The organism is Corynebacterium sp. PCR 32, from assembly GCF_037464985.1.
Classification (GTDB): Bacteria; Actinomycetota; Actinomycetes; order Mycobacteriales; family Mycobacteriaceae; genus Corynebacterium; species Corynebacterium kroppenstedtii_D.
Genome location: NZ_JBAHVL010000004.1, coordinates 40230 through 63056, shown reverse-complemented (window position 1 = coordinate 63056; position 22827 = coordinate 40230). Strand labels below are relative to the sequence as shown.

The following is a 22827-nucleotide window of genomic DNA, read 5'->3' as shown; positions in this document are numbered from 1 at the left end:
CGTAAAACCTAGACGGGGACGATGACAGTAGGAACGGGCGAATGGCGCACGATCTGGTTGATTGAGGAACCGGTGAAGGTGTGTCCGAAAACTCCCAGGGTCGAGCTGCCCACGATGAGGAGGTCCCCTTTCTTCCACTCCAGATTGGTGATGGAACTCTCCCAGTCGTCGCCGGAGCCGATAGCGAGGTCGACGTGGAGGCTCGCGCAGCGTTCGAGGGCGCGTTCTTCACCACGCTCGAGGATACTTTGCGCCTGGTCGCGCCACTGCCGGGTGGCTTCTTGAGCGTGTCTATACGGTGTTTCGGTGGGGTACATTGATGGGCCATGAGGTGTGAATGCGACGAGGCGGAGCGGTACGTTCCATCGGTGTGCATAATCGCAGGCTTTGCGTAAAGCCTCGTGCGATTGTTCCGTATCGACATAAGCACAGTTCATGCGTGTGATGCCTTTTTTGGATGTGCACAGGTGACGCGGGGCGAGCCCCAGGGATACCGTGGAGCAATGGAGTAATGCATCTGCGGTGGACCCGGCGATGAATCGGCCGGTGGTAGCCGCTGCGTGGGATCCGAGCAGGATGATGGTTGCGTTGAAGGCTGCTGCTGCTGCACTGAGGGCGTCAGTTTCTGAGGCTGCGGTGATGAACTCGAAGGGGCGTGTGTCGAGTGCCTCCTGGGGAACGCGAGCATCGCTCAGTGCTTGGAGTGCAGAGCGTTCGCACTTTTTCGTTTCTTTGCGGATCCATCGTTGGTAGTCTTCCCCCAGCTCATCGGGTGCTTCCGAGGGCCAAATGGAGGGGAGAACAGTGACGGTACGAATGATTGCCGGTGATGTGCGGGCGACCCACGCGGCGAATTCCTCGGCACTGGAGTCGGATGGTTGTGGCCGGCGGGCGATAAGGATGCGGACCGGGGATTCGTTAGTCACGATGGTGCTCCGTTTTCGGACGCTGGGGTTTAGTGTTCTTTGCGTGGATTCGCCGCGGAACTGGTATCGCCGCCTCGTCTGCCGTCGTGGTCGGTGAGAATCCGCTCAAGAATCTCGGTGAGTTCGAGAGCTAGCTCTTTATCGTCTTCAGTGTAGTGCGAGATAAACCGTGCGAATTCGATGTTTCGTTGTGCGTTGACCCGGTCGAGTTCGTGCCGTCCGTGTTCAGTGAGCGCGACGGTGACTCCGCGGCGATCGTGTCTGTCGCGTTCGCGCACAACGAAGCCATCGTGTTCGAGGCGGTGAATAGCATTTGATGCGGTTGGCATGCGGATCGATTCAAATTTGGCGATATCGCTGATTCGCATAGGCCCGTGGTGTTCAAGTACCGAGAGAATGGAGAGTTGGCTGGCGGTGAGGGCAGTGTGGACTGACTGGCGGTAGTAGATCAGCACGAGCCTGTTGAGGAGTGGGCGGAGTCGTGCTGCGAGTTCGTTGATGGAGATGTCCCGTGGGGATTGGGTGGCGTTGGGCTGAGGTTGTGCCGCCACGGGGGTGGTGTCGGCCCGATCGTGTGTGGTGGGCTTATCAGTTGAGGTCATTATCACCGGGAGTGCTAGTCAGAATTATGTCTGCCCCATTATATGGGGAATCTCATCGGCGTAAAGCTGCTCGTGGTTGTGGGGTGGTTGTGCTTATAGTAACGCGGGTGAGCTGGATAGAGACGAAAAATCATGAGCTTGATCGTCAACGGTTGCTGGCTGAATACCGTAGAGGGGAGATCTCTGCGGCCGATCTGCGGCAGTCGTCACGGTGGCTGATTGGTGCTGCTGATTTTCATGGTGAGCCGCAAGATCGCCGGTGTCCACTATGCGGAAAAATGTCATTAAAGAATGTCGTCTGGATATTCGGGGACAACTTGGGGAAAATAGCAGGGACCGCGCGTAGTCGCAGAGAGGTTGACGCTTTAGCGGCAACGTATGGCGACATCACCGCCCATATTGTGGAGGTGTGCGTGCATTGCCGGTGGAACGTGCTCCTTCGTGAGATGCTTGTAGATGCAGAAAGTGGCGCGTCCGAACCTCGCGTAGAGGAGAAGTAGTAATGGTAAGTAACAAAAAACCACAAAGACAGGCGCCTAAGGCGCCGAGATGGAAAAAGGTGCTGCTGTGGACGGGTGTGATGCTGCTTGTCCTCATCCTTGCGCCCATTGTGGCGTTCTTTTCCGCCTACGCGGTGACGAAGGTCCCGGAGCCTCAAGAGTTGAAGACTAATCAGATTGCGACGATTTACGCGTCGGATTCGTCGACTCAGTTGGCTCGCATTGTGCCGCCGGATGGTAACCGTACGGACGTTGATTTGTCGGCTGTTCCTCAGCCGGTGCGTCAGGCTGTACTTGCTGCCGAGGACCGTACGTTCTATTCGAATCCGGGTTTTTCGGTGAAGGGTTTTGGTCGCGCTGCGGTGGGTCTTGTGACGGGTAAGGAATCCTCTGGTGGTGGTTCTACGATTACCCAGCAGTACGTGAAGAATGCCTTGGTGGGTAATGAGCATTCGTATACGCGTAAGGCAAAAGAACTTGTTATTTCTGCGAAGATGGCGCGTGAGTGGTCGAAAGATGAAATTTTAGGCGCGTATCTGAATACGATTTATTTTGGGCGTAATGCTTATGGCATTGCGGCTGCGGCGAAGGCTTATTTCAACAAGGATGTGAGTGATCTGACGCCGGAGGAAGGCGCTGTGTTAGCGGCGGCTATTCAGCGTCCGTCGCAGTTGGATCCGTGGACGAATCGTCCTGCTGCTCAAGAGCGTTGGAACTATGTCATGGATGGTATGAAGGACATGGGTGCCATTAGTGGCCAGGAACGTGCAACTGCTGTGTATCCGGAGGTCATTGACCCTAATACTGTTGACACGAGTTCTGATGTTCAGGGTACGAATGGTTTGATCAAGTCGCAGGTGATGGCGGAGCTTGAGGCATCGGGAATTAGTGAGCAGGACGTCAATACTCAGGGTTTGAAGATTACGACGACGATTGATCCAAAGGTTCAGCGGTCTGTGACTGACACGGTGAACAACCGTATGAAGAACTATCCGGATGATTACCGTACGGCGATTGTGTCAGTTGATCCCCGTAACGGTGGTGTGAAGGGGTATTACGGTGGTAATGACCCGAATGGTTGGGATTTTGCTAATACTGGGTTGCAGACGGGTTCGACGTTTAAGATTTTTGGTTTGGCTGCGGGGCTGGAGCAGGGTATGTCGTTGTCACGGGTGTATTCCTCTGCCCCGGTGACCATTGACAATTTGACTATCCAGAATTCTGAGGGACAGTCCTGTGGTTCCTGTAGTTTGGCCACTGCGCTGAAAATGTCGTTGAACACCAGTTTTGTTCGTATGCAGCATGATTTGAAGCATGGTGCGAAGGATACTGCTGATATGGCGCACCGGTTGGGTATCCCGACTGATGCTAATGGTGTGAAGACTCTGCAGGAAAAGAATGGCCAGGTGTACGACGGTGTTATTTTGGGTCAGTATCTGACTCGTCCGTTGGATATGGCTACGGGGTTGTCCACGTTGGCTGGCAATGGCAAGTATCATCAGACGCATTTTGTGCATAAGGTGGAGACGTCGTCAGGCAAGGTTTTGTTGGATCGGTCCAAGGTTGAGGGCGATCAGCGTATTGATAAGGACGTGGCGAATAACGTTATTTCCGCGATGGAGCCTATTGCTGCCCATTCGCGTGGTCATGCTCTTGCCGGTGGGCGGACCTCGGCGGCGAAGTCGGGTACGGCGCAGCTTGGGGATACGGGTAATAACAAGGATGCGTGGTTTATTGGTGCTACTCCCCAGTTAGCGACGGCAGTCTGGGTGGGTACGCACGATGGTAAGCCTATTTTCTACTCTGGTCGTCCGATGTATGGTTCGGGCCTTCCGGCTGATATGTGGAAGGAGACGATGGATAACGCCCTGCGGGGTGAGGAGTTTATGGCCTTCGATGAGTCAGGCTCCTCAGCGTCAAAGAAGGGTGGTAACTCTGGTGAGACCAAGAGGACGTACGCTCCGACCACAACGCGACAGGAGGCTCCTCCGACACCGGTGAGCACGACGCCGTCTCCGCAGGTCCCTGAGTTTCAGAGTCCTAGTGTGACTCCGCAGGTTCCTCGGCCGCAGCCGAATCCGATTCCGTCGCCACTGGGGCCAGGGACCGGGGGTGGAAATATTCCGACGAGGACGCGGGAAATTATTCCGGGCGTGGAAATTCCGGTGCCCGATATTGGTGATAATGGCCGGCGGCCACCAGCCCCGTAGGTGAATGATGACCTGGCGTGTACAGAGCGGAGAAGGACGTAGTGGCGGTGGGGTCAGCTCGAGGAGAAGAACGGCTCGATAGCCCGGTGACAGATGTGCTGAGGGTTCAGCCGGGTCTCACGGAACCTGCAGCCCAACGGTGGGTTGCTTTCCTTGGCGGGCCGATTGCGCGGCATGGTCTTGTTGGGCGTGCTGTGTGGGCCACTCCCCTTCGTGTTCTGGTCGGTGTGGCGTTGGGGATGATGTCGTTGGGATGGTTGTCCAAGGCGCAGTGTCTCCGTGGTGACGGTGGTGGGGTGAATTGGGCTGCGAACCGGCAATATACGTCGGGGTGCTATGCCGATTCGATTCCTCTGTACACGATTGAGGGTCTTAAAGATGGTCATTTTCCCTATGTGTATTCCTGGCCTGGTGATGGTGGGATGCGTTATATGGAATATCCGGTGTTAACCGGGCTGTATCAGTGGTTGTGTGCGCAATTGGCTGCTCCGCTGCAGTGGGTGGTGAACCTGGTGGGGTGGTCGGCGCCTCGTGTCGGTGTGTATTTCGGGGTCAATGCGGTGTTCCTGGCGGTTGCCTGGATTGGGACGTTGTGGTTCACCTATCAGTTGGCGGGGCATCGGGTTTGGGATGTCGTTTTGGTTGCTGCGAGTCCTATTGTTGGTGTTCACATATTTACGAATTTTGACTCCCTGGCGACGGTGTGTGCGATGGGGGCGATCTTCTTGTGGACTCGGAATAAGTTCGTGGGTGCCGGGGTGCTCATTGGTGTGGGTGCGGCGGTGAAGCTGTGGCCGGTGTGTATCGTGGGTGCTTTTTTTGTGATGGTGGTTCGTCATCGTTGGCGTGAGAAGGCCGAGTTGTGGACAACGGTGGCTTCTTCTGTGGTGACGTGGTTCGTTGTTAATGTTCCCATTATGGTGGTGTCTCCTGCTGGGTGGGCGGAGTTTTTCACTCGGAATGGGAAGCGGGTGGCGGAGGATTCGACGATGTACAGTGTGGTGTCGTGGTTGGCGGGGGTGAATTATTCCACGGGTGTTCCAGTGGTGGTCCAGTCGGTCATTTCTATGGTGCTGTTCGGGTTGTGTTGTGTGGGGGTGGTGTTCCTCGGGGTGAGGGTGGAGCGCGAGCCGAAAGTGTGGGAGCTTGCGTTGTTAATTATTGCTGCGTTTGTGCTGACCAGTAAGGTGTGGAGCCCGCAGTATTCGTTGTGGTTGGTTCCCCTTGTTGCGTTGGCTTTGCCTCGTTGGCGTTTGGTTTTTGCGTGGATGTGGGTGGAGGCGGTGTATTGGTTTGTTCGTATGTGGTGGTTCCTTGGGCCGGAGAATAAGGGTGCGCCTGATTGGCTTTTTAACTTGTTTGTGATCGCGAGGGATGGGTTGGTCGTGGCGATCGTTGTTCTTGTGGTTCAGCAGTTACGTGGTCGTATCCCTGTGGCTCCGATGACGATGGGTCAGGCGGTGACGGGTGGGCGTTCGATGATGGTTGATGCGGCTGCGGCTGGGGCTGTGACGACGTCGGCGACGCGGGAGGAGGCTTCCGTATGACTCCGCAGGTGATTGTCACGATTGTCAGTGTTTTTGTAGGGTTTTTCCTGTTTACTGCGTCTTTTGCGAGCTTCATGTATAAGAAGCCGGCGGTGTTGACGTGGGGCTTGTTTGTTGTTGCCGTGTTTTTTATCACCGTTGTTCCGGTGACGGTCGCTATATTTTGGGCAACTCTCATGAATGAGTGAGGTGTGCGACGCGGAGAAGGCGTCGTTTTTATCTCTGGCCAGGGGTTTGGTAGTCTCGTGGGGTTGCTTGACGCAACGAACCCTCCTGCCGTGCTTACGAATGGTGCGGCCGAAAAACGACTAGACCATAGGAGGTGATGAGGTCCGTGCGTCACTACGAAATCATGATCATTCTCGATCCTACTCAGGATGAGCGCACTGTAGCCCCGTCCCTGGATAAGTATCTCGATGTTGTCCGCAAGGACAAGGGCAGCGTTGACAAGGTTGATATTTGGGGCAAGCGCCGCTTGGCTTACCCCATTCAGAAGAAAGACGAAGGCATCTACGTTGTTGTGGACGTCACGTGTGAGTCCGCCACAGTGCTGGAAGTTGATCGTCTGCTCAACCTGAATGATTCGGTGTTGCGTACGAAAGTTCTGCGGGCCGACGCCTAACAAGGCACACTGGTAAGAAAAACACCAGTGTCAGGTTATATCTGACTATCAACCCGGCTGTCCTGCAGAGAGAGGATCCATCATGGCACAGGGAGATACGCCCATCACGGTGGTTGGCAATCTTGTTGCTGACCCAGAACTTCGCTTTACCCCTTCGGGGGCTGCTGTGGCTAACTTCCGTATTGCGTCGACGCCGCGTCGTTTCGACTCTCAGTCGAACCAGTGGGTTGACGGGGATGCCATGTTCCTTACCTGTAATGTGTGGCGCCAGGCGGCTGAGAATGTTGCGGAATCCCTGAAAAAAGGGATGCGCGTTATTGTTAATGGCCGTTTGCGTCAGCGTAGTTTTGAGACTCGCGAGGGCGAACAGCGTCGTGTTTTTGAGATTGAGGTCGATGAGGTTGGCCCGTCGTTGAGGTATGCCACGGCACACGTCGAGAAGGCGAGTGGTGGTAACGGGTTCAACCAGGGCGGCGGTAACTTCGGTGGAAACCGGGGTGGAGGTTTTAGCTCCAATCGTGGCCAGCAGTCTCAGGGCAATCAGGGATTTGGGGGTTCCGGAGGGAATGTGGCCGCGGATCAGGATCCGTGGAATTCCGCTCCCAGCCAGGGCTCCAGCCAAGGGTTTGGTGGGGCAGATGATGAGCCACCCTTCTAACTAATCAACGTAAGAAAGGCTAGGGATCATGAAGCTGATCCTCACCGCCGTCGTTGACAATCTCGGTGTTCCTGGTGACATCGTTGAGGTCAAGGCCGGCTATGGACGAAATTACTTGCTTCCGCGTGGCTACGCGGTGCCCGCTACTCGTGGTGCCGAGAAGCAGGTTCAGGATTTGAAGCGTGCTCAGGAAGCACGTGCTATTCGAGATGCCGATCAGGCTCGTGAGATCAAAGAGCAGTTGGCAAACCTTAGCGGTGTGTCTATTGCTGTTCGTACCGCCAAGAACGGCAAACTGTTCGGCTCTGTGAAAGCCGATGATGTTGCTAAGGCTGTTGTTGCTGCCGGTGGACCGGAGCTGGATAAGCACAGCATTGATATGACTAAGGGATTCGTCAAGAGCACGGGTACGTATTCGGTGGAGGTTAAGCTCCATGAGGATATCCGTGGGACCATTACATTTGAGGTCGTTTCCCAGTAGTTTTCTGGTTACCACGTAATTTTTGAATTCTTTCCGGGGCTTCGACACCCCCGGGTCGACAACAGCGTGTATGCACGAGGTGCGCTTCGACACCGCATCTGGTGCGCATTTATGACGGGTCTGGCTGTGGTGCCAGGCCCGTTGTTGGTGTCTTTACCGGTAGTGCGTTGGGGTTGGGGATAACCTACTCAGGTTCCACAGAAAGCAGCAAATTTTATGCACAATGTGTGATGTTATTTCCCCAGTTCGCGATATAAACAGCCTGCATAGAGGTAGTTTTCCACTGGTTGCGTGAATGTAACCAATCCACAATTTCACAGGGTTGACCTGCGAAAATGATAGTTTTCCCAGGTGGTTACAGGAAGTTGTCCACACAAAATTCCACAACCCACCATGGGAAATGATAAATTCTCCACATTTTCTCCACAAGCAACCCCCATGCCCTGTGGATAACTTTGCCAGTGTGTCGTCGTGAGATTTGCATCCCAGCTTCCCGCACTCTATGAAAAGCAGTGACACATCAGCAGCAGACGATAGGGTATTGTCATGACATCAGGTTCAGCGGTTTCACCGTCATTTGACCACTCGTATGACTCGTCGTATGAGCCGGGGTTTAACTCCGGCGGGAGTTACGATGACGTACCGTTTGAACACTCTGATGGGCCCGAGACCCGCGGGTATGAGGAATTCGGACGGAAATCCCCGCAAGATATTGACGCTGAACAGGCCGTGTTGGGCGGCATGCTGCAATCTCAAGATGCGATTACCGACGTGGTCGAAGTCCTCCGGGCTGAAGACTTCTACGATCCTCGCCACCAGACCGTCTTCAACGCCATCCTCGACCTTTATAGCGAAGCTGCCGATGCCCAACTCCAGATTGACCCGGTACTCGTAAGTAACCGCCTTCATCGCGACGGCGACCTGGAGCGAGTGGGCGGGGCGCCCTATATCCACACCCTGATGACAAAAGTGCCCACAGCAGCGAATGCCGGGTACTATGCGCGGATCGTCGCGGAAAAAGCCGTTCTTCGTGGACTCGTCTCAGTCGGTACCGAGATTGTGAAACTGGGCTACAACGGCATTGACGGCCAGGATGTGGACAAGGTTGTTGACTACGCCCAATCCCAGGTCTTTGGCGTGGGACGCAGAAATGCCAGCACCGACTACGTTGTGCTGGCAGATACGTTCGAAGACGTCAACGACCTCCTCAATGAGTACGAAGCACACGGCGGTATCGCCAGTGGTGTTCCCACCGGATTTTTCGAGCTCGACAAAACCATTAACGGCCTTCACCCCGGGCAGATGATTATCATCGCTGCTCGTCCTGGTGTGGGTAAATCAACACTGGCAATGGACTTTATGAGGTCGGTGTCGGTGAAAAATGACACCCCATCGGCACTTTTTAGCCTTGAAATGTCCAAGACCGAGATCGTGTTAAGGCTGCTCTCCGCTGAAGCGGAAGTCAACCTTGGGCAAATGCGCAGTGGAAAAATGGACGAGGCAGAGTGGACTCGTCTGGCTCAAACAATGGGAAAGTTGGAGAAAGCACCAATTTTCATCGACGATTCACCCAACCTAACGATGATGGAAATTCGGACGAAGGCCCGCCAGATGAAACAGAAGCATGGCTTGGGCCTCATCGTTGTCGACTATCTTCAGTTGATGACATCGGGTCGAAAGGTGGAGTCCCGCCAGCAGGAAGTATCGGAGTTTTCACGCCAATTGAAGTTGTTGGCCAAGGAAGTGGACGTTCCATTGATTGCGATTTCCCAGCTGAACCGTGGACCCGAGTCGCGTACAGATAAACGACCACAACTTGCTGATCTGCGCGAATCTGGCTCTTTGGAGCAAGACGCCGATATGGTCATGTTGTTGTACCGGCCAAATTCGCAACCAGACGCGCTGGATAATCCCCGCGAAGGCGAGGCCGACATCATTCTGGCGAAGCACCGTGGCGGGCCTGTGGGGACGTTCGCTATTGCTGAGCAGCTGCATTATTCGAGATTCGCGAATTTGGCTACCGAGCACTTCGCGTGATCGGCGCCACGACGCCATTTTTCCTCTATCGTGGAGAGGGAGTACTTCCCTCCGATCACAGCTCATCACGACGTGATGTGGCGCGGGCGGGAATCAGAGAATGTGGTACACCTGTGCGCCTGTGTGTGGCGAGGCGACTGGGTGGTGGTGAGTCGGTAACGAAAGGTGGCGGGGCATGGAGACCCTCATTGTGATTGTGGGTCTGATGCTAGCGACAGTCGTCGTCGTATCTGTGGGTGAGCGGACAAACCTGCCCTGGCCTGTTCTTTTGACCTTGTTAACGACAGCGACAATGGTGTTTCCGGCCATCCCCGACGTATCACTACCGCCAGATCTAATTTTGCCTCTATTCCTTCCGCCGTTGATTTGGGCCATGGCTCGGCGGTTGTCGTGGCCTCTGATTCGTTCCCAGTGGCGAACGCTGTTGTCACTATCCGTGCTCCTGGTCGTCGTGACAATTCTCGTTGTCGCCGGCGCATCGATGCTGCTCATTCCTGGCTTATCGGTGGCAGGGGCGATCGCATTGGGCGCTGCGGTGGCACCGTCGGACCCCGTGGCAGTGGAGGCGGTTGCAGAACCCGCGGGAATTCCCCGGCGAGTCATCGGGACGTTGCAAACTGAGGGGTTGTTTAACGACGCGGTGGCGTTGGTGGCGTTCCAATTGGCGCTGAGTTCCTTATATAACGATGACCGGATTCATGTGGGGTCAGCCCTCCTGCGGTTTGGATATACGGCCATAGCGTCGATCGTGGTGGGGTGGTTGATCGGCCACACTGCTGGCCGAGCATTGGAGTACACCGCGGGGTCGAATACTGTGAATGCGCTGAGCTGGGTGGTGCCTTTTGCGGTGTATATCGCGGCCGAGGAAATTCATGCGTCGGGTGTGATTGCGGTGGTGGTTGCTGCGGTGGAGATGACATCGCGTGTGTCGGCGACGGCATCGGAGGACCGTTTGACGGGTTCGGCGTTTTGGGAGACCGCGGAGCTGTTGGTGACGGGGTTGGCGTTCGGCCTGATTGGCTTGTCGGTGCGTAACGCGGTGGAGCAGACATCGACGCGTATTGGTCAGGGCATTATGTGGGGGTTGGTGATCTCCGGTGTGCTTTTTGTTGTGCGTTTCGTGTGGATGTATGACCAGTATTTGATCAATAAGCGGGACACGAAGAAGAATGTGTCACCCCTGCGTTTGCAGGAAGTGTTGGTGTTGACGTGGGCGGGGATGCGTGGACTGGTGACGTTGGCCTTGGTGCTGTCGATGCCAGCGGGGTATATCAACGTGTATAACGAAATGCCGTTGATTGCGCTCACGGTGTTGTTCTGCACGATGGTGGTGCCGGGGTTGACGTTGCCGTGGATCATGCAGAAGTTGAATATGGGTGAGGGCACTGATGCGATAACTGATGCGACGATGGATCGTCTGTTGCGTCGTGCGCACAGTGCGGCGATGGATGTGTTGCAGTCGAAAGGTGAGGATCTTCCCCCGGAGGCAATTCAGGCGATTGCGCGGCGTTTTCGTGATATGACGGGTGTACCGAAGGACGGCGAGCCGGAGAATTACGAGGATGCTGTGCGTCGGTTGCGTGACGTACGTCGGAAGGTGACGGCGGTGCGTCTGGAGGCAATTGAGGCTGCCCAGGTGGAAGTAATGTCGGCTCGGTTCGAGCCAGGCGCGGATCCTTTTATTATCGACGAGGTGCTAGCACAGTTGGATCGTATGACGTTGGCGAGCGGTGAAAATTCAGTGATGGGGCTTCGAGAGAGGTAGGCGAATGGTTGTGTCGCGTCTGAGGAGACCTGTAGTGCGGGGCGTGAGTGGCGCCTCTGTGGCGTTGGTGTGTGGTGGTGGCGCGGTGGGAACACTGGTGCGTGATGTGTTGACGTCAGCGCCGGTGGTGCGTGGGGTTGTTCCCACGATGTGGTGGGTTTTTGTGGTCAATGTGGTGGGGGCTGCGCTGCTTGGTTATGCAGGTGCGCGGTGTGTTCGCCATGACCTGCCGAATGCGAAATTGCTGGTGTGTACTGGTTTTTGTGGTGGGGTGACGACGTATTCGACGTTTGCTGTGGATATTGCTCGGTGGTTTCCGGGTGTGGGGGGCGCTGGTGTTCAGGGGTCTGGGACGCTGATGGGGATGAGTTTCGCGGTGTACTACGCGCTGTTCATGGTGGTGTGCGGTGCGATTGCGGCGGGATGCGGCATGTGGTGGGAGCGCCGTGTGGAGCACAGGGTGACAGCCCAGGATAAGGCTCGGCAGCCGCAGGGGTCTGAGCCGGGCTGGGGGCGCCGGGACGAGGTGGGCCGGTGATGACGCTGGTTCTCGCACTTGGTGGTGGTCTTGGCGCGTGTATGCGTTATGTGGTGGACGCGTGGATTCGACAACAGTGGCGCGGTGGGTTCCCGTGGGCCACTTTTGTCATTAATGTGACGGGGTCGTTCGTGTGTGGTTTGTGTGTGGCGGGTCTTCCCCCTGGTGCTGTTGTGGACTTTGTGGGTACCGGGGTGATGGGTGGCTATACCACGTTGTCAGCGGCGTCGGTGGAGGCTGTGACGCAAGGTAGTGCGCGCCGGGGCGCCGCCTATGCTGTGGTGTCTCTTGTGGCTGCGGTGTGTGCAGCGTGGTGTGGGTTGGTTGTGGCGGGATAGTAAGGGGTGGTGGGGCTGGCCCCTAGTTGTCTTCGAGAGTGTGGCCGGTGGCGGAGACGGCAGTGGTGATGTCGGCGTCGCCGAAGTCTTCACCTTCGACGGTCATGTGGCCGTCATCGTAGATGGTGACGTTTTGGACCCCGCGTGCTTGGGACACAGCATTTTTGATGGTGGCAGCTGTTGTGGCGGAGCTCATGCCGGCGATGGTGTAGTTCTTCATCATGAGGGTTATCTCCTTGCGAGGGTACTGTTGGATGTCGGCGGCCGTGGCGGTGAGCTGGCCAGTTTTGTTGTGTCCCTGGGGCATCGTGGTGTGCTCCTGGGTTGATGGCCGGGGTCAGGGTCACTGTCCGGTCTGGAACAAAATGTTAGTTATCGTTGTTGATTTTCACTAGTGAGTGTTTTCCTCCTGCACATATTTAGGGGTGGTTAAGTGGATCCACACCAGTACATGCAGGGGTGACTGAAAGGAATATATGGCTACGGTTACGGTGACGAAAGATAATTTCACAGAGACAGTGACAGACGGCATCGTCGCCTTGGATTTCTGGGCCCAGTGGTGCGGGCCGTGCCGCATGTTCGGCCCAATTTTTGAGGACGTGTCAGAGCAGTTCCCCGATGTCACGTTCGGCACCGTAGACACAGAGGACAATCAGGAGATTGCAGCGTCACTGGGTATCCAATCAATCCCTACACTGATGATCTTCCGTGAGAACGTCGTCGTGTACCGGCATTCAGGCGTGCATTCTGCCGCCCAAGTGAAGGACATAATTGAGCAGGTGAAAAACCTGGACATGGATGATGTCCGCCAGAAGATCGCCGACCGGGAAGCCACAGAGTCCGAGAAGTAAAAAGCCTATGATGGGGCACCGACGAGTAGGGGCAGCCCCCCTAAGCTTGGCGCGCATCGTTGATGCTGGCCCTAGCTCACCATGCACGCCGTCCTAGGTCACTGATGCCCCGCGACGGACACGAAGGAGATTCTGATGGCTAATCCCTTTTCTAAAGGGTGGAAATATGCGATGGCCAAGCTGGATGCCACCATCGACGACAACGCAGATCCGATGGTGCAGATTCAGCAGGCCACTGACGCGGCGAAGAAACAACACCAGGCTATCGTGGACCAAGCTTCGGCAGTACTGGGAAATCAGCGGCAGATCGAAATGAAGCTCAACCGCTTAATCAAGGATCAGGAGAAACTTCAATCACAGGCCCAACAAGCACTGCACCTTGCTGATACGGCAACGCAGTCGGGCGACTCGACACAAGCTCGCGAATGGACCAGCGCGGCTGAAGTTGTGGCGTCACAGTTAGTGAGCGTCGAGCAGCAGATTGAGGATATGAAACAGCTTCATCGCAACAATGCCCAGGCGGTAGAACAGGCTACACACCAGGTTCACACCTCTGAGGCGCGACTCACAGAACAATTGGGCCAGATAGATCAACTACGTGCGCAGGTGAACCACACGAAGATGCACGAAGAGTCTGCCAAGGCCACAGAATCGATGAACGCACTCACAGCGGGTGATGATTCCGTGCCCAGCCTGGACGCGGTGCGTGACAAGATCGAGCGTCGATATGCAGATGCCCTGGGCGCACAGGAATTGACGAAAAATTCGATCGACAGTCGCCTCGCGGAGATCGAGACTGCAGGACGCGACCTCAAGGCCTCCGCCCGCTTGGAAGAGATCAGGGCACACATGGGTGCGGGCAACTCCCTGAGCCCATCAGACACGCCACCAGAACTGGGCACGGCAACACACCACGACGCGGCAGCAACACACGCAGCGACCACAGAGCACACCGCCACCGAAGCGGATACCACCACCAGTGAGGAAGAAAAGGATCATCACCGATGATCACAGGCGCAGGTGACGCCGTGACGACCTCACCTGTCACCAATCCTCGTGGCAGCTCTCGCCACATGATGCTGGCATCATTGAGCCAGACAAAGGAGATATATGTATACGGTCGCTGACTACATTGCCGATCGCCTTGCCGACGGAGGAATCAAGCATGTTTTTGGTGTTCCCGGCGATTTCAATTTGGAATTCTTGGACCACATTGCCGGGCATGACAAGCTGCAGTGGATCGGCAACGCAAACGAATTGAACGCGGGTTACGCGGCTGATGGTTACGCACGGATGAACGGTATCGGCGCCGTGGTAACAACATTTGGTGTAGGAGAACTGTCAATCATCAACGCTATTGCCGGCTCCTATGCAGAACACGTCCCGGTGGTGCACATCGTCGGTGCCCCACCAACAGACGCGCAAGCAGCTCGGTGTTTGTTGCACCACACCCTTGGCGATGGTGATTTTTCACATTTCCGACGCATGGCGGAGGAAGTGACCTGCGCCACCGCTGACCTCACCCCTGCCGATGCGATCGACGAGATTGACCGCGTACTCCGCGCCGTCCAGGTGCACCGCCGCCCGGGATACATCCTCGTCCCGACAGACGTCGCCCGTATCGATGTAACCCCACCCTCGTCCCCCCTGGGAGAAACCCCGTCGTCCACATCGCCGCATGCGTTAGAGGAGTTCCGCTCGGCAGCCACCACGTTTCTTGAGGGGCGCACAGTTGCTGTACTCGCAGATCTTCTCGTCCACCGCATGGGCGCCACGCCCAACCTGGTCAACCTCCTCAACCATGGTCTTCCTCACGCCACATTGACGTGGGGAAAAACACTCGTCAACGAGGACAACCCCTACTTCGCGGGCGTATATGTGGGAGCGGCCTCAGAGCCAGATGTTCGTACCACCGTAGAAAATTCAGACCGCCTGATCATGGCTGGTGTCCAATTCACCGACATAACGACGGCTGGTTTTAGCCACACCATCGATCCGACCCGCTGCGTGAATATCGCCGCCGACTACGCGAAAATCGGCGAACAGACGTTTGCGCCCCTACACATGGCTGATGCTCTGGATGTTCTGGCAGACCTCGCCCCATCCTGTGCGGACCATGCGCCGGACGCACTCCCGGCCCCGCCACCACACCACTGGATTGCACACGCTGATGAACCATTAGTACAAGATGACGTGTGGCCAACCCTCGCCGGGGCACTCACCGAGGGCAACATTGTTGTGGCTGATCAGGGCACGAGTTTCTTTGGTCTCGCAAAGATGCGATTCCCCGCCAACACAACCTTCATTGGGCAGCCGCTGTGGGGATCAATCGGCTACACTCTCCCGGCTGCGATGGGCGCTGGTTTAGCCTGCCCGGATCGCCGCCCGGTGCTCGTCATCGGTGATGGTTCTGCGCAGCTGACAGTCCAAGAGCTAGGCACTTGGATGAGGGAAGGCGTCCATGGTGTCGTCATCGTGGTGAACAATGCCGGCTACACCGTGGAGCGGATCATTCATGGTGAGAATGCTGAATACAACAACATTACGGCGTGGAAGTGGCGGGAGATTCCGCACGCACTGGGCGGTACGGATGATACGGTCCTGACAGTGAAAGCGACGACTCGGGCAGAACTTGAGGAAGCGTGTGAACTCGCGCAGAATAATCAGGACCGGTTGGTGCTCATCGAAGTATGCACGGCGCCACACGACTACCCCGCCTTGCTCACAACGATGAGCCACGTCGCCGCCGACGCCACCACCACGTAAGCCACGACGACGGACCACACGGTGCGCCTAGGCCCGTCCCATCACGTGCTGTGATGTTAGATCGGCAATTTCCGCAGAATAGTGGCGGGGATGTGGCTTAGGATCATCATCACGTAGCGGAACAGCGGGTGGACCCAGATCACGGACTTGTTGTTATCAACAGCCTTCGCAACGGCAGCACCGACATCTTCCTTGTTGACCGTCAGTGGGGCATCGTCCAAGCCTTCGGTCATCTGCGTGCGCACCTGACCCGGGCGAACAACGAGAACACGGACACCACTGTCGCGCAATGCTTCACCCAGCTGACGGTAGAACCCGTCGAACCCGGCCTTGGTGGAACCGTAAACAAAGTTGGAACGGCGAACCAGTTCACCTGCCACCGACGACATCGCCACAATCTGCCCGTGGCCTTGTTTCTTCATAGCCTGGCCCAAGAGCACCCCGACAGAGACCCCACCGGTGTAGTTGATGTGCGCAGTCTGAACAGCCTTTTCCTGATTCTGCCACAGTTCTTCTTGGTCGCCCAACACACCAAAAGCAACAATGGCGAGATCAACATCACCCTTACTGAAAGCATCGTCAATAACAGACTTGTGTGACGCGGTATCGAGGGCGTCGAAGTCAATGGTGCGGACGTCGGCGGCACCTGCCTTCTTCACACGGTCGATCGCCGCGGGAAGATCCTTGCTGTTCTTCCGGGCAGCGAGTGTGACAACGGCAGGCCCACGGGACAGGAATTCCTCGACAATAGCGAGGCCAATATCGGACGTTCCCCCAAGAAGAAGGATAGATTGCGCGTGCCCGACGGCATTAAGCATGGAGACAAGACCCTTTCTGTGAACTGAACCCTAGAGGCTCAGCGATCATATGCGGTGGATGCGGACTACTGCGATTAGTGCAGTTCGAGACGGCGGGACATGTCGGAGGCGAACACGCCGCTCGGATCGATAGCGTTGCGGGTTTTCAGCCAGCCTTCCATACCGGGGTACATCGCATGGAAGTTTTCTGCGGAGACCCGTGACTCCTTAGCCAGGTAGAGCCGGCCCCCGAATTCCATAACTCGTTTATCCAGTTCATCAAGGAACGCGCCGAGCCCAGGCTTGATGGGGAAATCCACGCAGACGTTCCACCCGGGCATCGGATACGACAGTGGCGCGCGGTTACCATCCCCGAACAGTTTGAACACGTTCAGTGCAGAATAATGCCCGGAGCCTTGGATATCCCGGACGATCTCCTTGAACGGTTCCACCGCTTCGCGGGGCACGACGAACTGGTACTGCAGGAAGCCCTTGGAACCGTAGCCACGGTTCCACTCACCGATCAAGTCAAGCGGCTGGTAGAACTGCGTCAAATTCTGCACCTTGTTACGGTACGTGCCGGATTTCAGCCACCACAGTTCACCAATGGACATCATCGTCAGCTTATTCATGGTGAAATTCGGGAAAATATCCGGAACAGTCATCAACTGGGGCGCGTTGAACTTAAGAGGTGTCTTCGCCAGCTTCGGCGCATACTCTTTCAACTGGTCCAGCGTGGCAAGCGAGCCGCGGGAGATTGCCGCGCGGCCAAGTTTCGGTGCCGGGGAGATGGCATCAAACCATGCCGAGGAATAGGTGTAGTTCTTCTCTGAACCATCAGAGTGGAAGTCAATCGTTTCATCCAGCGAGGCGGTCATGTCTCCATCGGCAAGGAAGTACGCCGTTTCCGTGCGCGTCATCGCGATGCGCGCGCGAACAATGATGCCGGTCAAACCCATTCCGCCCACGGTGGCCCAGAACAGTTCACCCGATGGGTCGTCAGGGCTGCCCTCCGGCTCGAGATGCAGGATACGGCCATCGGCAACCAAGAGTTCCATCGATGCGACATGGTTACCGAATGAACCTGCCGAGTGGTGGTTCTTACCATGAATATCCGGCCCAATCGCGCCACCAATAGTGACCTGGCGTGTACCGGGCAGTACCGGTACCCACAAACCGTAGGGCAGAGCTGCCTTCATCAACTGATCAAGGGTGACACCACCGTCAACATCGGCAATGGCGGTATCCGGGTCAATGGAATGGATCTCATTGAGCGCAGACATGTCAATGACAAGACCACCACTGTTCTGAGCTGGGTCGCCGTAGGAGCGGCCCAGACCGCGAGCAATGACACCGCGTTTCAGGTAGCTGGGCTTATCCTCATTCTGCTCAGCGACGGCACGCACCGCGCGGGCAATCAGGTCCAGGTCCGGTGTGGACAAGACTTCGCTAGACGCCGGCTGAGTACGGCCCCACCCCGTGAGACGACGGCGCTCCAGCGGTAGATGATCTGGCGTGGTTGAGCTCACTACTAACTCTTTCTCCTCGGTTCATCAGATTCGATTCGCGCGATCACAAGCGCAGACACTGTGAGGACACCAAGGTCCTCCCCTGAATGACAGAATCGTGCCCACTAATACAGATCCATGATGTCGCGTATCTCGTCGGGCAACATGTCCACACTGGTAATGAGCGGCCCATCATACTCCCGGAGAAGATCGTTAACCCGTTGCCGGGAGGCACTATCTAGAATCGGTAACTCTTGGGCCATCATGCGCGTCATGGGCACGTCCAGCGGGACCGTGGTGCGTTCCGCAGCTTCATATGTTGCGTCCGCAGCCTTATTCGCCGCTGATTTTCGTCCGAACATGCCTACTAGTGTACGGGGTGCAGCCACAAATTCAGTGTTGCTGTGACCGGGATTCCACTCTCGACACCACACGTGCCCATCAACAGTGCTGGGTGAGGCATTGATGACCCCGGCGTTATGCTAGACACATGGATAAGGACACAGATACACACGCGTTGGCTGGTCCTACCGCACACATGAGGACACGAGCGACACGACCACCCCAGACACAGAACAAACGACGCTCCACATCACTACCGGGACGACACCATCACCACGGACGCTAGGCCTCATACTCGGCGGCATGACGGCATACATGGTGAGCTCCTACTGCTTCTCACGATTCATGGAGAGAATCCTTATCAAGGCCATCCGTACTCATATCACGGCTACACGACCGTGGATAGTCTATGGCACCCTCACTGGGGTGGTCAGCTTCGTTATGGTTCGTGACACCACAACCCACACCAACGGCCACTGACACACAGGCCTACAACCACACCACAGGCACACGGAGAAAAGAGGAAACCATGGCGCCCCCCAACCCTGAGGGAAACTACCCCGTCATTGCCGTCGTTACTGGCGACGGGCCCACCGCAGTCTGGCACGTTGATACCGACCCATTGGCGAAAACAGGCCAGCTTGTTGGTGCGTGGCTCGTCGGCGTCGGCGATACACATATCCACTCACACGACACGGATGGCTTATCCTGGGCTGGGGCTGCACTCGACCAGTCTGTCCTCCCCATGCTCATCGACGGACACCCTGTCGTCGCGACAGACAGCGGCCACCGTGCGCTCGACGCCATCGATCCCCACTCCGCGGCCTGGACTGTTGTCAACATCGACGAGACTGTGAGCGCAATGAAAAACGCTGTCGCCTCCTACAAAGACGCACTGAAAGCGGAAAATGCACGCCGACAAGCAGAGGGCAGAGGAACACTGAAAGGGCAAACGTACCCTGACATTCCCGCCGTCTCGCCCGCCCGTGACGCGGCAGACACGCTCGGTGTGGATGATCCCGTAGCCAAGGACGGCTGGGCTTGGGCGGAAGGAATCCGCCGCCTTGTTGACACATGGAACAGCATCGATGCCCAACGCCGCGCAAAAGCAACCGATTATTTGCACCAATTTGGAGGCAAAGAGCCACACTCTATTCCCCTGGTCACAGGTGAGACATCCACTTAGCAAACAGCACCGCCCCCACCGGGGGAGAAACAGCGCCGCGCTTGACAGTGCATTTGTGTCTACCCTGGGTTTCATGACTACTGGTACCGCCCACGATGATGACAATGTCATCGCACTGCGTGATTACGTCAATCGCGCGCGTGGCGGCACCGTACGCCGCCCTTCGCGAGTCGATGGGCAGTCCCCCACACCGACATCATCCACCACCGCTGATCCCGTCGCCCGGGAACCCGCCACCCTTGTTCTCTCGGTGTATCAAAGCGGCGCTGATGACGCGCAGTATCGAATCATCGGAATCAACGACGCCCTCCCCATCACCACTCTGTACACCGTGCTGGACACCTGTTTCGAGTGCAACGGTGACGCCAACTGGGCCCTCCACCCCACCCCAGCGGCCCACGCGACAACCACCACACCGACCAATACCACGGACACCACCGGTCAGCGGTTCCTCCATGAACTCCTTGCGGCACCACCGGACGCCGTCGACCTCACCCGCCACCAGCAGGGCACCCCACCCGGCGATACCCTGCACTTCCACCTCGAGGTCGCCGAGTGTTTCCTCCGCGACCACGGAACCCCTGACGCCCTCTGCGTCGGTGGCGACGAGCACGTCGACCTGGACAGCATCAACGCCGCGCTCACCGGTGCCGCCACAACACAGCACATCCTCGCTGCAACACGACCCGTTATCCGCTCCGCCATCGAACGCAGCGGAATATTTGACTTCGTCCCCCTCCTCCAAGCGCTCGACCTCGACCGAGACACCCATGTTGACCCAGACACATGGGTACTGTGCCGTTCACTACCCGCAGAAAAAGACCCCGCTGCTCGTGACGCCGCTGTTGCCGAAATCTTGGCCCAAGCAGCCCTCGTTGATGGGCCACTACGGGCGGATATCGTCGAAACGATGATGGCCGCCATCGGATGGGTTGCCGACGACGGAACAGAACTGACACTCGCCGACATCGACGACCTTGCACACGATACCCTCCACATCCTCGACACGCTCGGCATCACTGGGGACAATCAATTGTCATCACTCGAACGCCTAGAACTGTGCCGCGCCATCATTCGCGCAGACGGGGAGTAAGCTCCCAGGGCGTGAGTGAAACCAAGCCCGACCACCAACCTGATGACCACGCCGAGCCCGCGCCCCTCACCCCCAACCTCTCTGGCGCCCTGGCCGCCGATCGGGCCGCAGCCGATCATGGAGCACCACCTGCGGACACCACCATGCAGAGTGCCCCCGCAGTAGAAAACGCCTCGGGGGGCACATCCCCCACAGGCAGCGGAGAACACGCCCCCGCAGCAGATGGTGGTCACGCCTATGAGGATGCCACACCGGGGCAGCAGGCGAGTCTGTTCACTCATCTCTATAAGTTTGTCATCGCAGGTGGAATTTCCGCCGTCGTCGACTACGGGCTGACCATGATCATCCAGCACGCGTGTGGCCAGTCGTATCCCCTGGCAAAAGCAATTGGCTTCGTGTTCGGCACTCTCACGGCCTATATCATCAACCGACGCTGGACGTTTGAGGCCGAAGCCTCGGCAAAGAAATTCTTCCAAACGATGGCGCTCTACGCCCTCATGTTCGCCGTCCAATGGGGCCTCGCAGTATCGGCACATCGGCTCCTTCTCGACGCCGGCACCAGCGACGTCATCGCCGGCACTGTTGGTTACGTCATTGGCCAAGGAGTAGCCACCGCCGTGAACTTCGTGGTCCAACGCTGGATCATCTTTAAGGCGGAGTAACTAGCATCGGTCAACATCGTTGGCCATGCAGGACGCGATGACAAGATAGCAGTCAGCTATGAAAATCGGAAAGGAACTTGCCATGAGTGATCGTGACCTTGTGTTCATTATCTATGTCTCAGATATGAACACATCGATAGAATTTTACACCACCCTATTGGGGTTGGAAACCAGTTTTGAATCGCCACGTTACGTGACGATGGACCTTGCACCCGGTGTTTCCCTCGCACTCTGGACGGGAGAGAGTAGCGCCTTGACAAAGGCAGGGGCGCGGACCACTGAGGTGTGCGTGAACTTACACGGCGGTAGAGATAAGATCCTTGCTACCTACGATGAATGGACTCACCACGGCGTGACTGTAGTGAAAGAACCATACGATGAGGTCTTTGGCACAACATTCGTCGTGGCTGACCCAGACGGCAACCTCATTCGAGTCGCCCCAGTCGACTAGAAAACGAGCATTGTCTTGGCGGGGGCATTAAAAAGAAATTTTTCAGTATGTGATAATCGTAGAGGTATCGATCTATAGATCGAGTTGGCTACAGTGAGTTGCCAGGTTAAGTATTGAGCGGTAATAAATTAGGTTAGATATAAATTGATCCACTGAGGGGTTTGTTAAAGTATGGTAATCGGCGCTGGAGAGCTTAGTGAATCTGCTGAACTTGCCAGCAAATCCAAATATGTAACATATTGCTATGATGCTCTTGCATTTTTCCTCTCTTGGATTCCACTGTTTATGCTGCGGGGGCCATATTCAGATCCTCTCGCTGCTGTTGATCGACTATTGACGCTTTACGGAATTGAAAATGGGTGGATTCATAATGTGAGAGACTATTTGGAAGGTAACAGCGTCCGACCGTGTTCGCTAACCATAATATTTATAATCATCGGCCTTGCAGCAAGTTTGAATCTTGCGCCGAACCATAAAGAGATGGATGAAGATAATTCATCCTTTCGCTCATTCCCATCCTTGCAAAGTTCAACTTGGTGGATAAGTGTTGTAATTTTACTTCAAGTTGGACGGTGCTGGGTGTGGTTTGTCCTGACTATCCCTTTGTTAAAGATTATAGTTTTTTTCATTTCTCTATTTCTTGAACGTTTTGTGCAAATAAATATTCCATTTTATCAGACTAATCAGAAGAGATTGCTTGCCGGACTTATTAATTTTATTTTTGTTCCCCTTTTTCCATTGGTTGCAATTTATAGACTGATGCGATACGATAGAAAGCGTACATAGTTTCAGGCCTTCGCAGTGATATTCCTCCTTGCGTCACTAACAAGTCTGCTTCTCTCCTTGTGTGGTCGCCCGTGGCAACCGTATGTCCTCATAGCTGGGCGTGTTCTCGTTATGTTCGGAGTCTGGTGTGTGGCCTCACCAAGCATCACGGCACCGCCATC

Annotated in this window: 25 protein-coding genes; 19 read left to right on the top strand and 6 right to left on the bottom strand. The window is 56.1% G+C overall.

The features are described 5' to 3' along the window. Nucleotides 1–8 precede the first annotated feature (8 nt). Nucleotides 9–926, bottom strand: coding sequence for a universal stress protein (locus V5S80_RS06500; protein ID WP_395169954.1), 918 nt, complete (start codon nt 924–926; stop codon nt 9–11). Between the two features lie 29 nt (nt 927–955). After that, nucleotides 956–1528, bottom strand: coding sequence for a MarR family winged helix-turn-helix transcriptional regulator (locus V5S80_RS06495; protein ID WP_395169953.1), 573 nt, complete (start codon nt 1526–1528; stop codon nt 956–958). Nucleotides 1529–1554: 26 nt separating this feature from the next. On the opposite strand from V5S80_RS06495, the gene V5S80_RS06490 reads away from it, so the two are divergent. The 11 genes from V5S80_RS06490 to V5S80_RS06440 all read left to right on the top strand — a co-directional run bounded on the left by V5S80_RS06490 (nt 1555) and on the right by V5S80_RS06440 (nt 12224). Then, nucleotides 1555–2028 (top strand): DUF5318 family protein, encoded by a 474-nt coding sequence (locus tag V5S80_RS06490; RefSeq protein WP_395169952.1) that lies wholly within the window; start codon nt 1555–1557, stop codon nt 2026–2028. Nucleotides 2029–2030: 2 nt separating this feature from the next. Beyond that, nucleotides 2031–4238 carry a transglycosylase domain-containing protein gene (locus V5S80_RS06485; RefSeq protein WP_395169951.1) on the top strand — a complete coding sequence of 736 codons (2208 nt, stop codon included), beginning with the start codon at nt 2031–2033 and terminating at the stop codon, nt 4236–4238. A gap of 47 nt (nt 4239–4285) precedes the next feature. Continuing rightward, on the top strand, nt 4286–5785 hold the full coding sequence (locus V5S80_RS06480; RefSeq protein WP_395169950.1) for a glycosyltransferase family 87 protein: 1500 nt from the start codon (nt 4286–4288) through the stop codon (nt 5783–5785). Next, the gene (locus tag V5S80_RS06475) at nt 5782–5973 is read left to right on the top strand and encodes a hypothetical protein (protein ID WP_395169949.1); all 192 of its coding nucleotides are present in this window, start codon (nt 5782–5784) and stop codon (nt 5971–5973) included. Before V5S80_RS06480 ends, V5S80_RS06475 begins: the two co-directional genes overlap by 4 nt. Nucleotides 5974–6119: 146 nt before the next feature. Then, entirely contained in the window at nt 6120–6407 is a 288-nt protein-coding gene (gene rpsF, locus V5S80_RS06470) for a 30S ribosomal protein S6 (protein ID WP_395170076.1), read from the top strand. Nucleotides 6408–6489: 82 nt separating this feature from the next. Beyond that, nucleotides 6490–7065: a single-stranded DNA-binding protein gene (locus tag V5S80_RS06465; RefSeq protein WP_395169948.1), complete on the top strand. Its 576-nt coding sequence runs from the start codon at nt 6490–6492 to the stop codon at nt 7063–7065. A 28-nt stretch (nt 7066–7093) separates the two neighbouring features. Then, complete coding sequence (gene rplI, locus V5S80_RS06460) at nt 7094–7546, top strand: 50S ribosomal protein L9 (protein WP_395169947.1); 453 nt, start codon at nt 7094–7096, stop codon at nt 7544–7546. A gap of 546 nt (nt 7547–8092) precedes the next feature. Next, entirely contained in the window at nt 8093–9583 is a 1491-nt protein-coding gene (dnaB, locus tag V5S80_RS06455) for a replicative DNA helicase (RefSeq protein ID WP_395169946.1), read from the top strand. Nucleotides 9584–9758: 175 nt separating this feature from the next. Further along, nucleotides 9759–11348, top strand: a complete 1590-nt coding sequence (locus V5S80_RS06450; protein WP_395169945.1) for a cation:proton antiporter — start codon at nt 9759–9761, stop codon at nt 11346–11348. Between the two features lie 34 nt (nt 11349–11382). Continuing rightward, entirely contained in the window at nt 11383–11886 is a 504-nt protein-coding gene (locus tag V5S80_RS06445) for a fluoride efflux transporter FluC (RefSeq protein WP_395169944.1), read from the top strand. Then, nucleotides 11886–12224: a fluoride efflux transporter FluC gene (locus V5S80_RS06440; RefSeq protein ID WP_395170075.1), complete on the top strand. Its 339-nt coding sequence runs from the start codon at nt 11886–11888 to the stop codon at nt 12222–12224. The genes V5S80_RS06445 and V5S80_RS06440 overlap by 1 nt, the downstream gene beginning before the upstream one ends. A gap of 22 nt (nt 12225–12246) precedes the next feature. Here V5S80_RS06440 and V5S80_RS06435 read toward each other — a convergent pair whose 3' ends face one another. Beyond that, complete coding sequence (locus tag V5S80_RS06435; RefSeq protein ID WP_395169943.1) at nt 12247–12531, bottom strand: heavy-metal-associated domain-containing protein; 285 nt, start codon at nt 12529–12531, stop codon at nt 12247–12249. 169 nt (nt 12532–12700) lie between these two features. On the opposite strand from V5S80_RS06435, the gene trxA reads away from it, so the two are divergent. From trxA to V5S80_RS06420, 3 genes are all read left to right on the top strand, one after another. Next, a complete protein-coding gene (gene trxA / locus V5S80_RS06430) occupies nt 12701–13075 on the top strand; it encodes a thioredoxin (RefSeq protein ID WP_395169942.1) in 375 nt (124 codons plus the stop codon). A 135-nt stretch (nt 13076–13210) separates the two neighbouring features. Beyond that, the gene (locus V5S80_RS06425) at nt 13211–14083 is read left to right on the top strand and encodes a PspA/IM30 family protein (protein ID WP_395169941.1); all 873 of its coding nucleotides are present in this window, start codon (nt 13211–13213) and stop codon (nt 14081–14083) included. Nucleotides 14084–14185: 102 nt separating this feature from the next. Beyond that, on the top strand, nt 14186–15841 hold the full coding sequence (locus V5S80_RS06420; protein ID WP_395169940.1) for an alpha-keto acid decarboxylase family protein: 1656 nt from the start codon (nt 14186–14188) through the stop codon (nt 15839–15841). 56 nt (nt 15842–15897) lie between these two features. Here the strand turns inward: V5S80_RS06420 and V5S80_RS06415 are convergent, their stop codons facing one another. The 3 genes from V5S80_RS06415 to V5S80_RS06405 form a co-directional block, all read right to left on the bottom strand. Next, nucleotides 15898–16659: a decaprenylphospho-beta-D-erythro-pentofuranosid-2-ulose 2-reductase gene (locus tag V5S80_RS06415; protein ID WP_395169939.1), complete on the bottom strand. Its 762-nt coding sequence runs from the start codon at nt 16657–16659 to the stop codon at nt 15898–15900. A 74-nt stretch (nt 16660–16733) separates the two neighbouring features. Next, entirely contained in the window at nt 16734–18167 is a 1434-nt protein-coding gene (locus tag V5S80_RS06410; protein WP_395169938.1) for an FAD-binding protein, read from the bottom strand. Nucleotides 18168–18271: 104 nt separating this feature from the next. Then, complete coding sequence (locus V5S80_RS06405; protein ID WP_395169937.1) at nt 18272–18508, bottom strand: hypothetical protein; 237 nt, start codon at nt 18506–18508, stop codon at nt 18272–18274. 389 nt (nt 18509–18897) lie between these two features. Here V5S80_RS06405 and V5S80_RS06400 point away from each other — a divergent pair, with 389 nt between their 5' ends. The 5 genes from V5S80_RS06400 (at nt 18898) to V5S80_RS06380 (ending at nt 22666) form a co-directional block, all read left to right on the top strand. Next, nucleotides 18898–19674, top strand: a complete 777-nt coding sequence (locus V5S80_RS06400; protein ID WP_395169936.1) for a hypothetical protein — start codon at nt 18898–18900, stop codon at nt 19672–19674. Between the two features lie 73 nt (nt 19675–19747). After that, complete coding sequence (locus V5S80_RS06395; RefSeq protein ID WP_395169935.1) at nt 19748–20767, top strand: hypothetical protein; 1020 nt, start codon at nt 19748–19750, stop codon at nt 20765–20767. An 11-nt stretch (nt 20768–20778) separates the two neighbouring features. Continuing rightward, a complete protein-coding gene (locus V5S80_RS06390; protein WP_395169934.1) occupies nt 20779–21429 on the top strand; it encodes a GtrA family protein in 651 nt (216 codons plus the stop codon). Nucleotides 21430–21511: 82 nt separating this feature from the next. Beyond that, nucleotides 21512–21880 carry a VOC family protein gene (locus V5S80_RS06385; protein ID WP_395169933.1) on the top strand — a complete coding sequence of 123 codons (369 nt, stop codon included), beginning with the start codon at nt 21512–21514 and terminating at the stop codon, nt 21878–21880. A 171-nt stretch (nt 21881–22051) separates the two neighbouring features. Then, nucleotides 22052–22666: a hypothetical protein gene (locus V5S80_RS06380; protein ID WP_395169932.1), complete on the top strand. Its 615-nt coding sequence runs from the start codon at nt 22052–22054 to the stop codon at nt 22664–22666. Nucleotides 22667–22827: the final 161 nt, after the last annotated feature.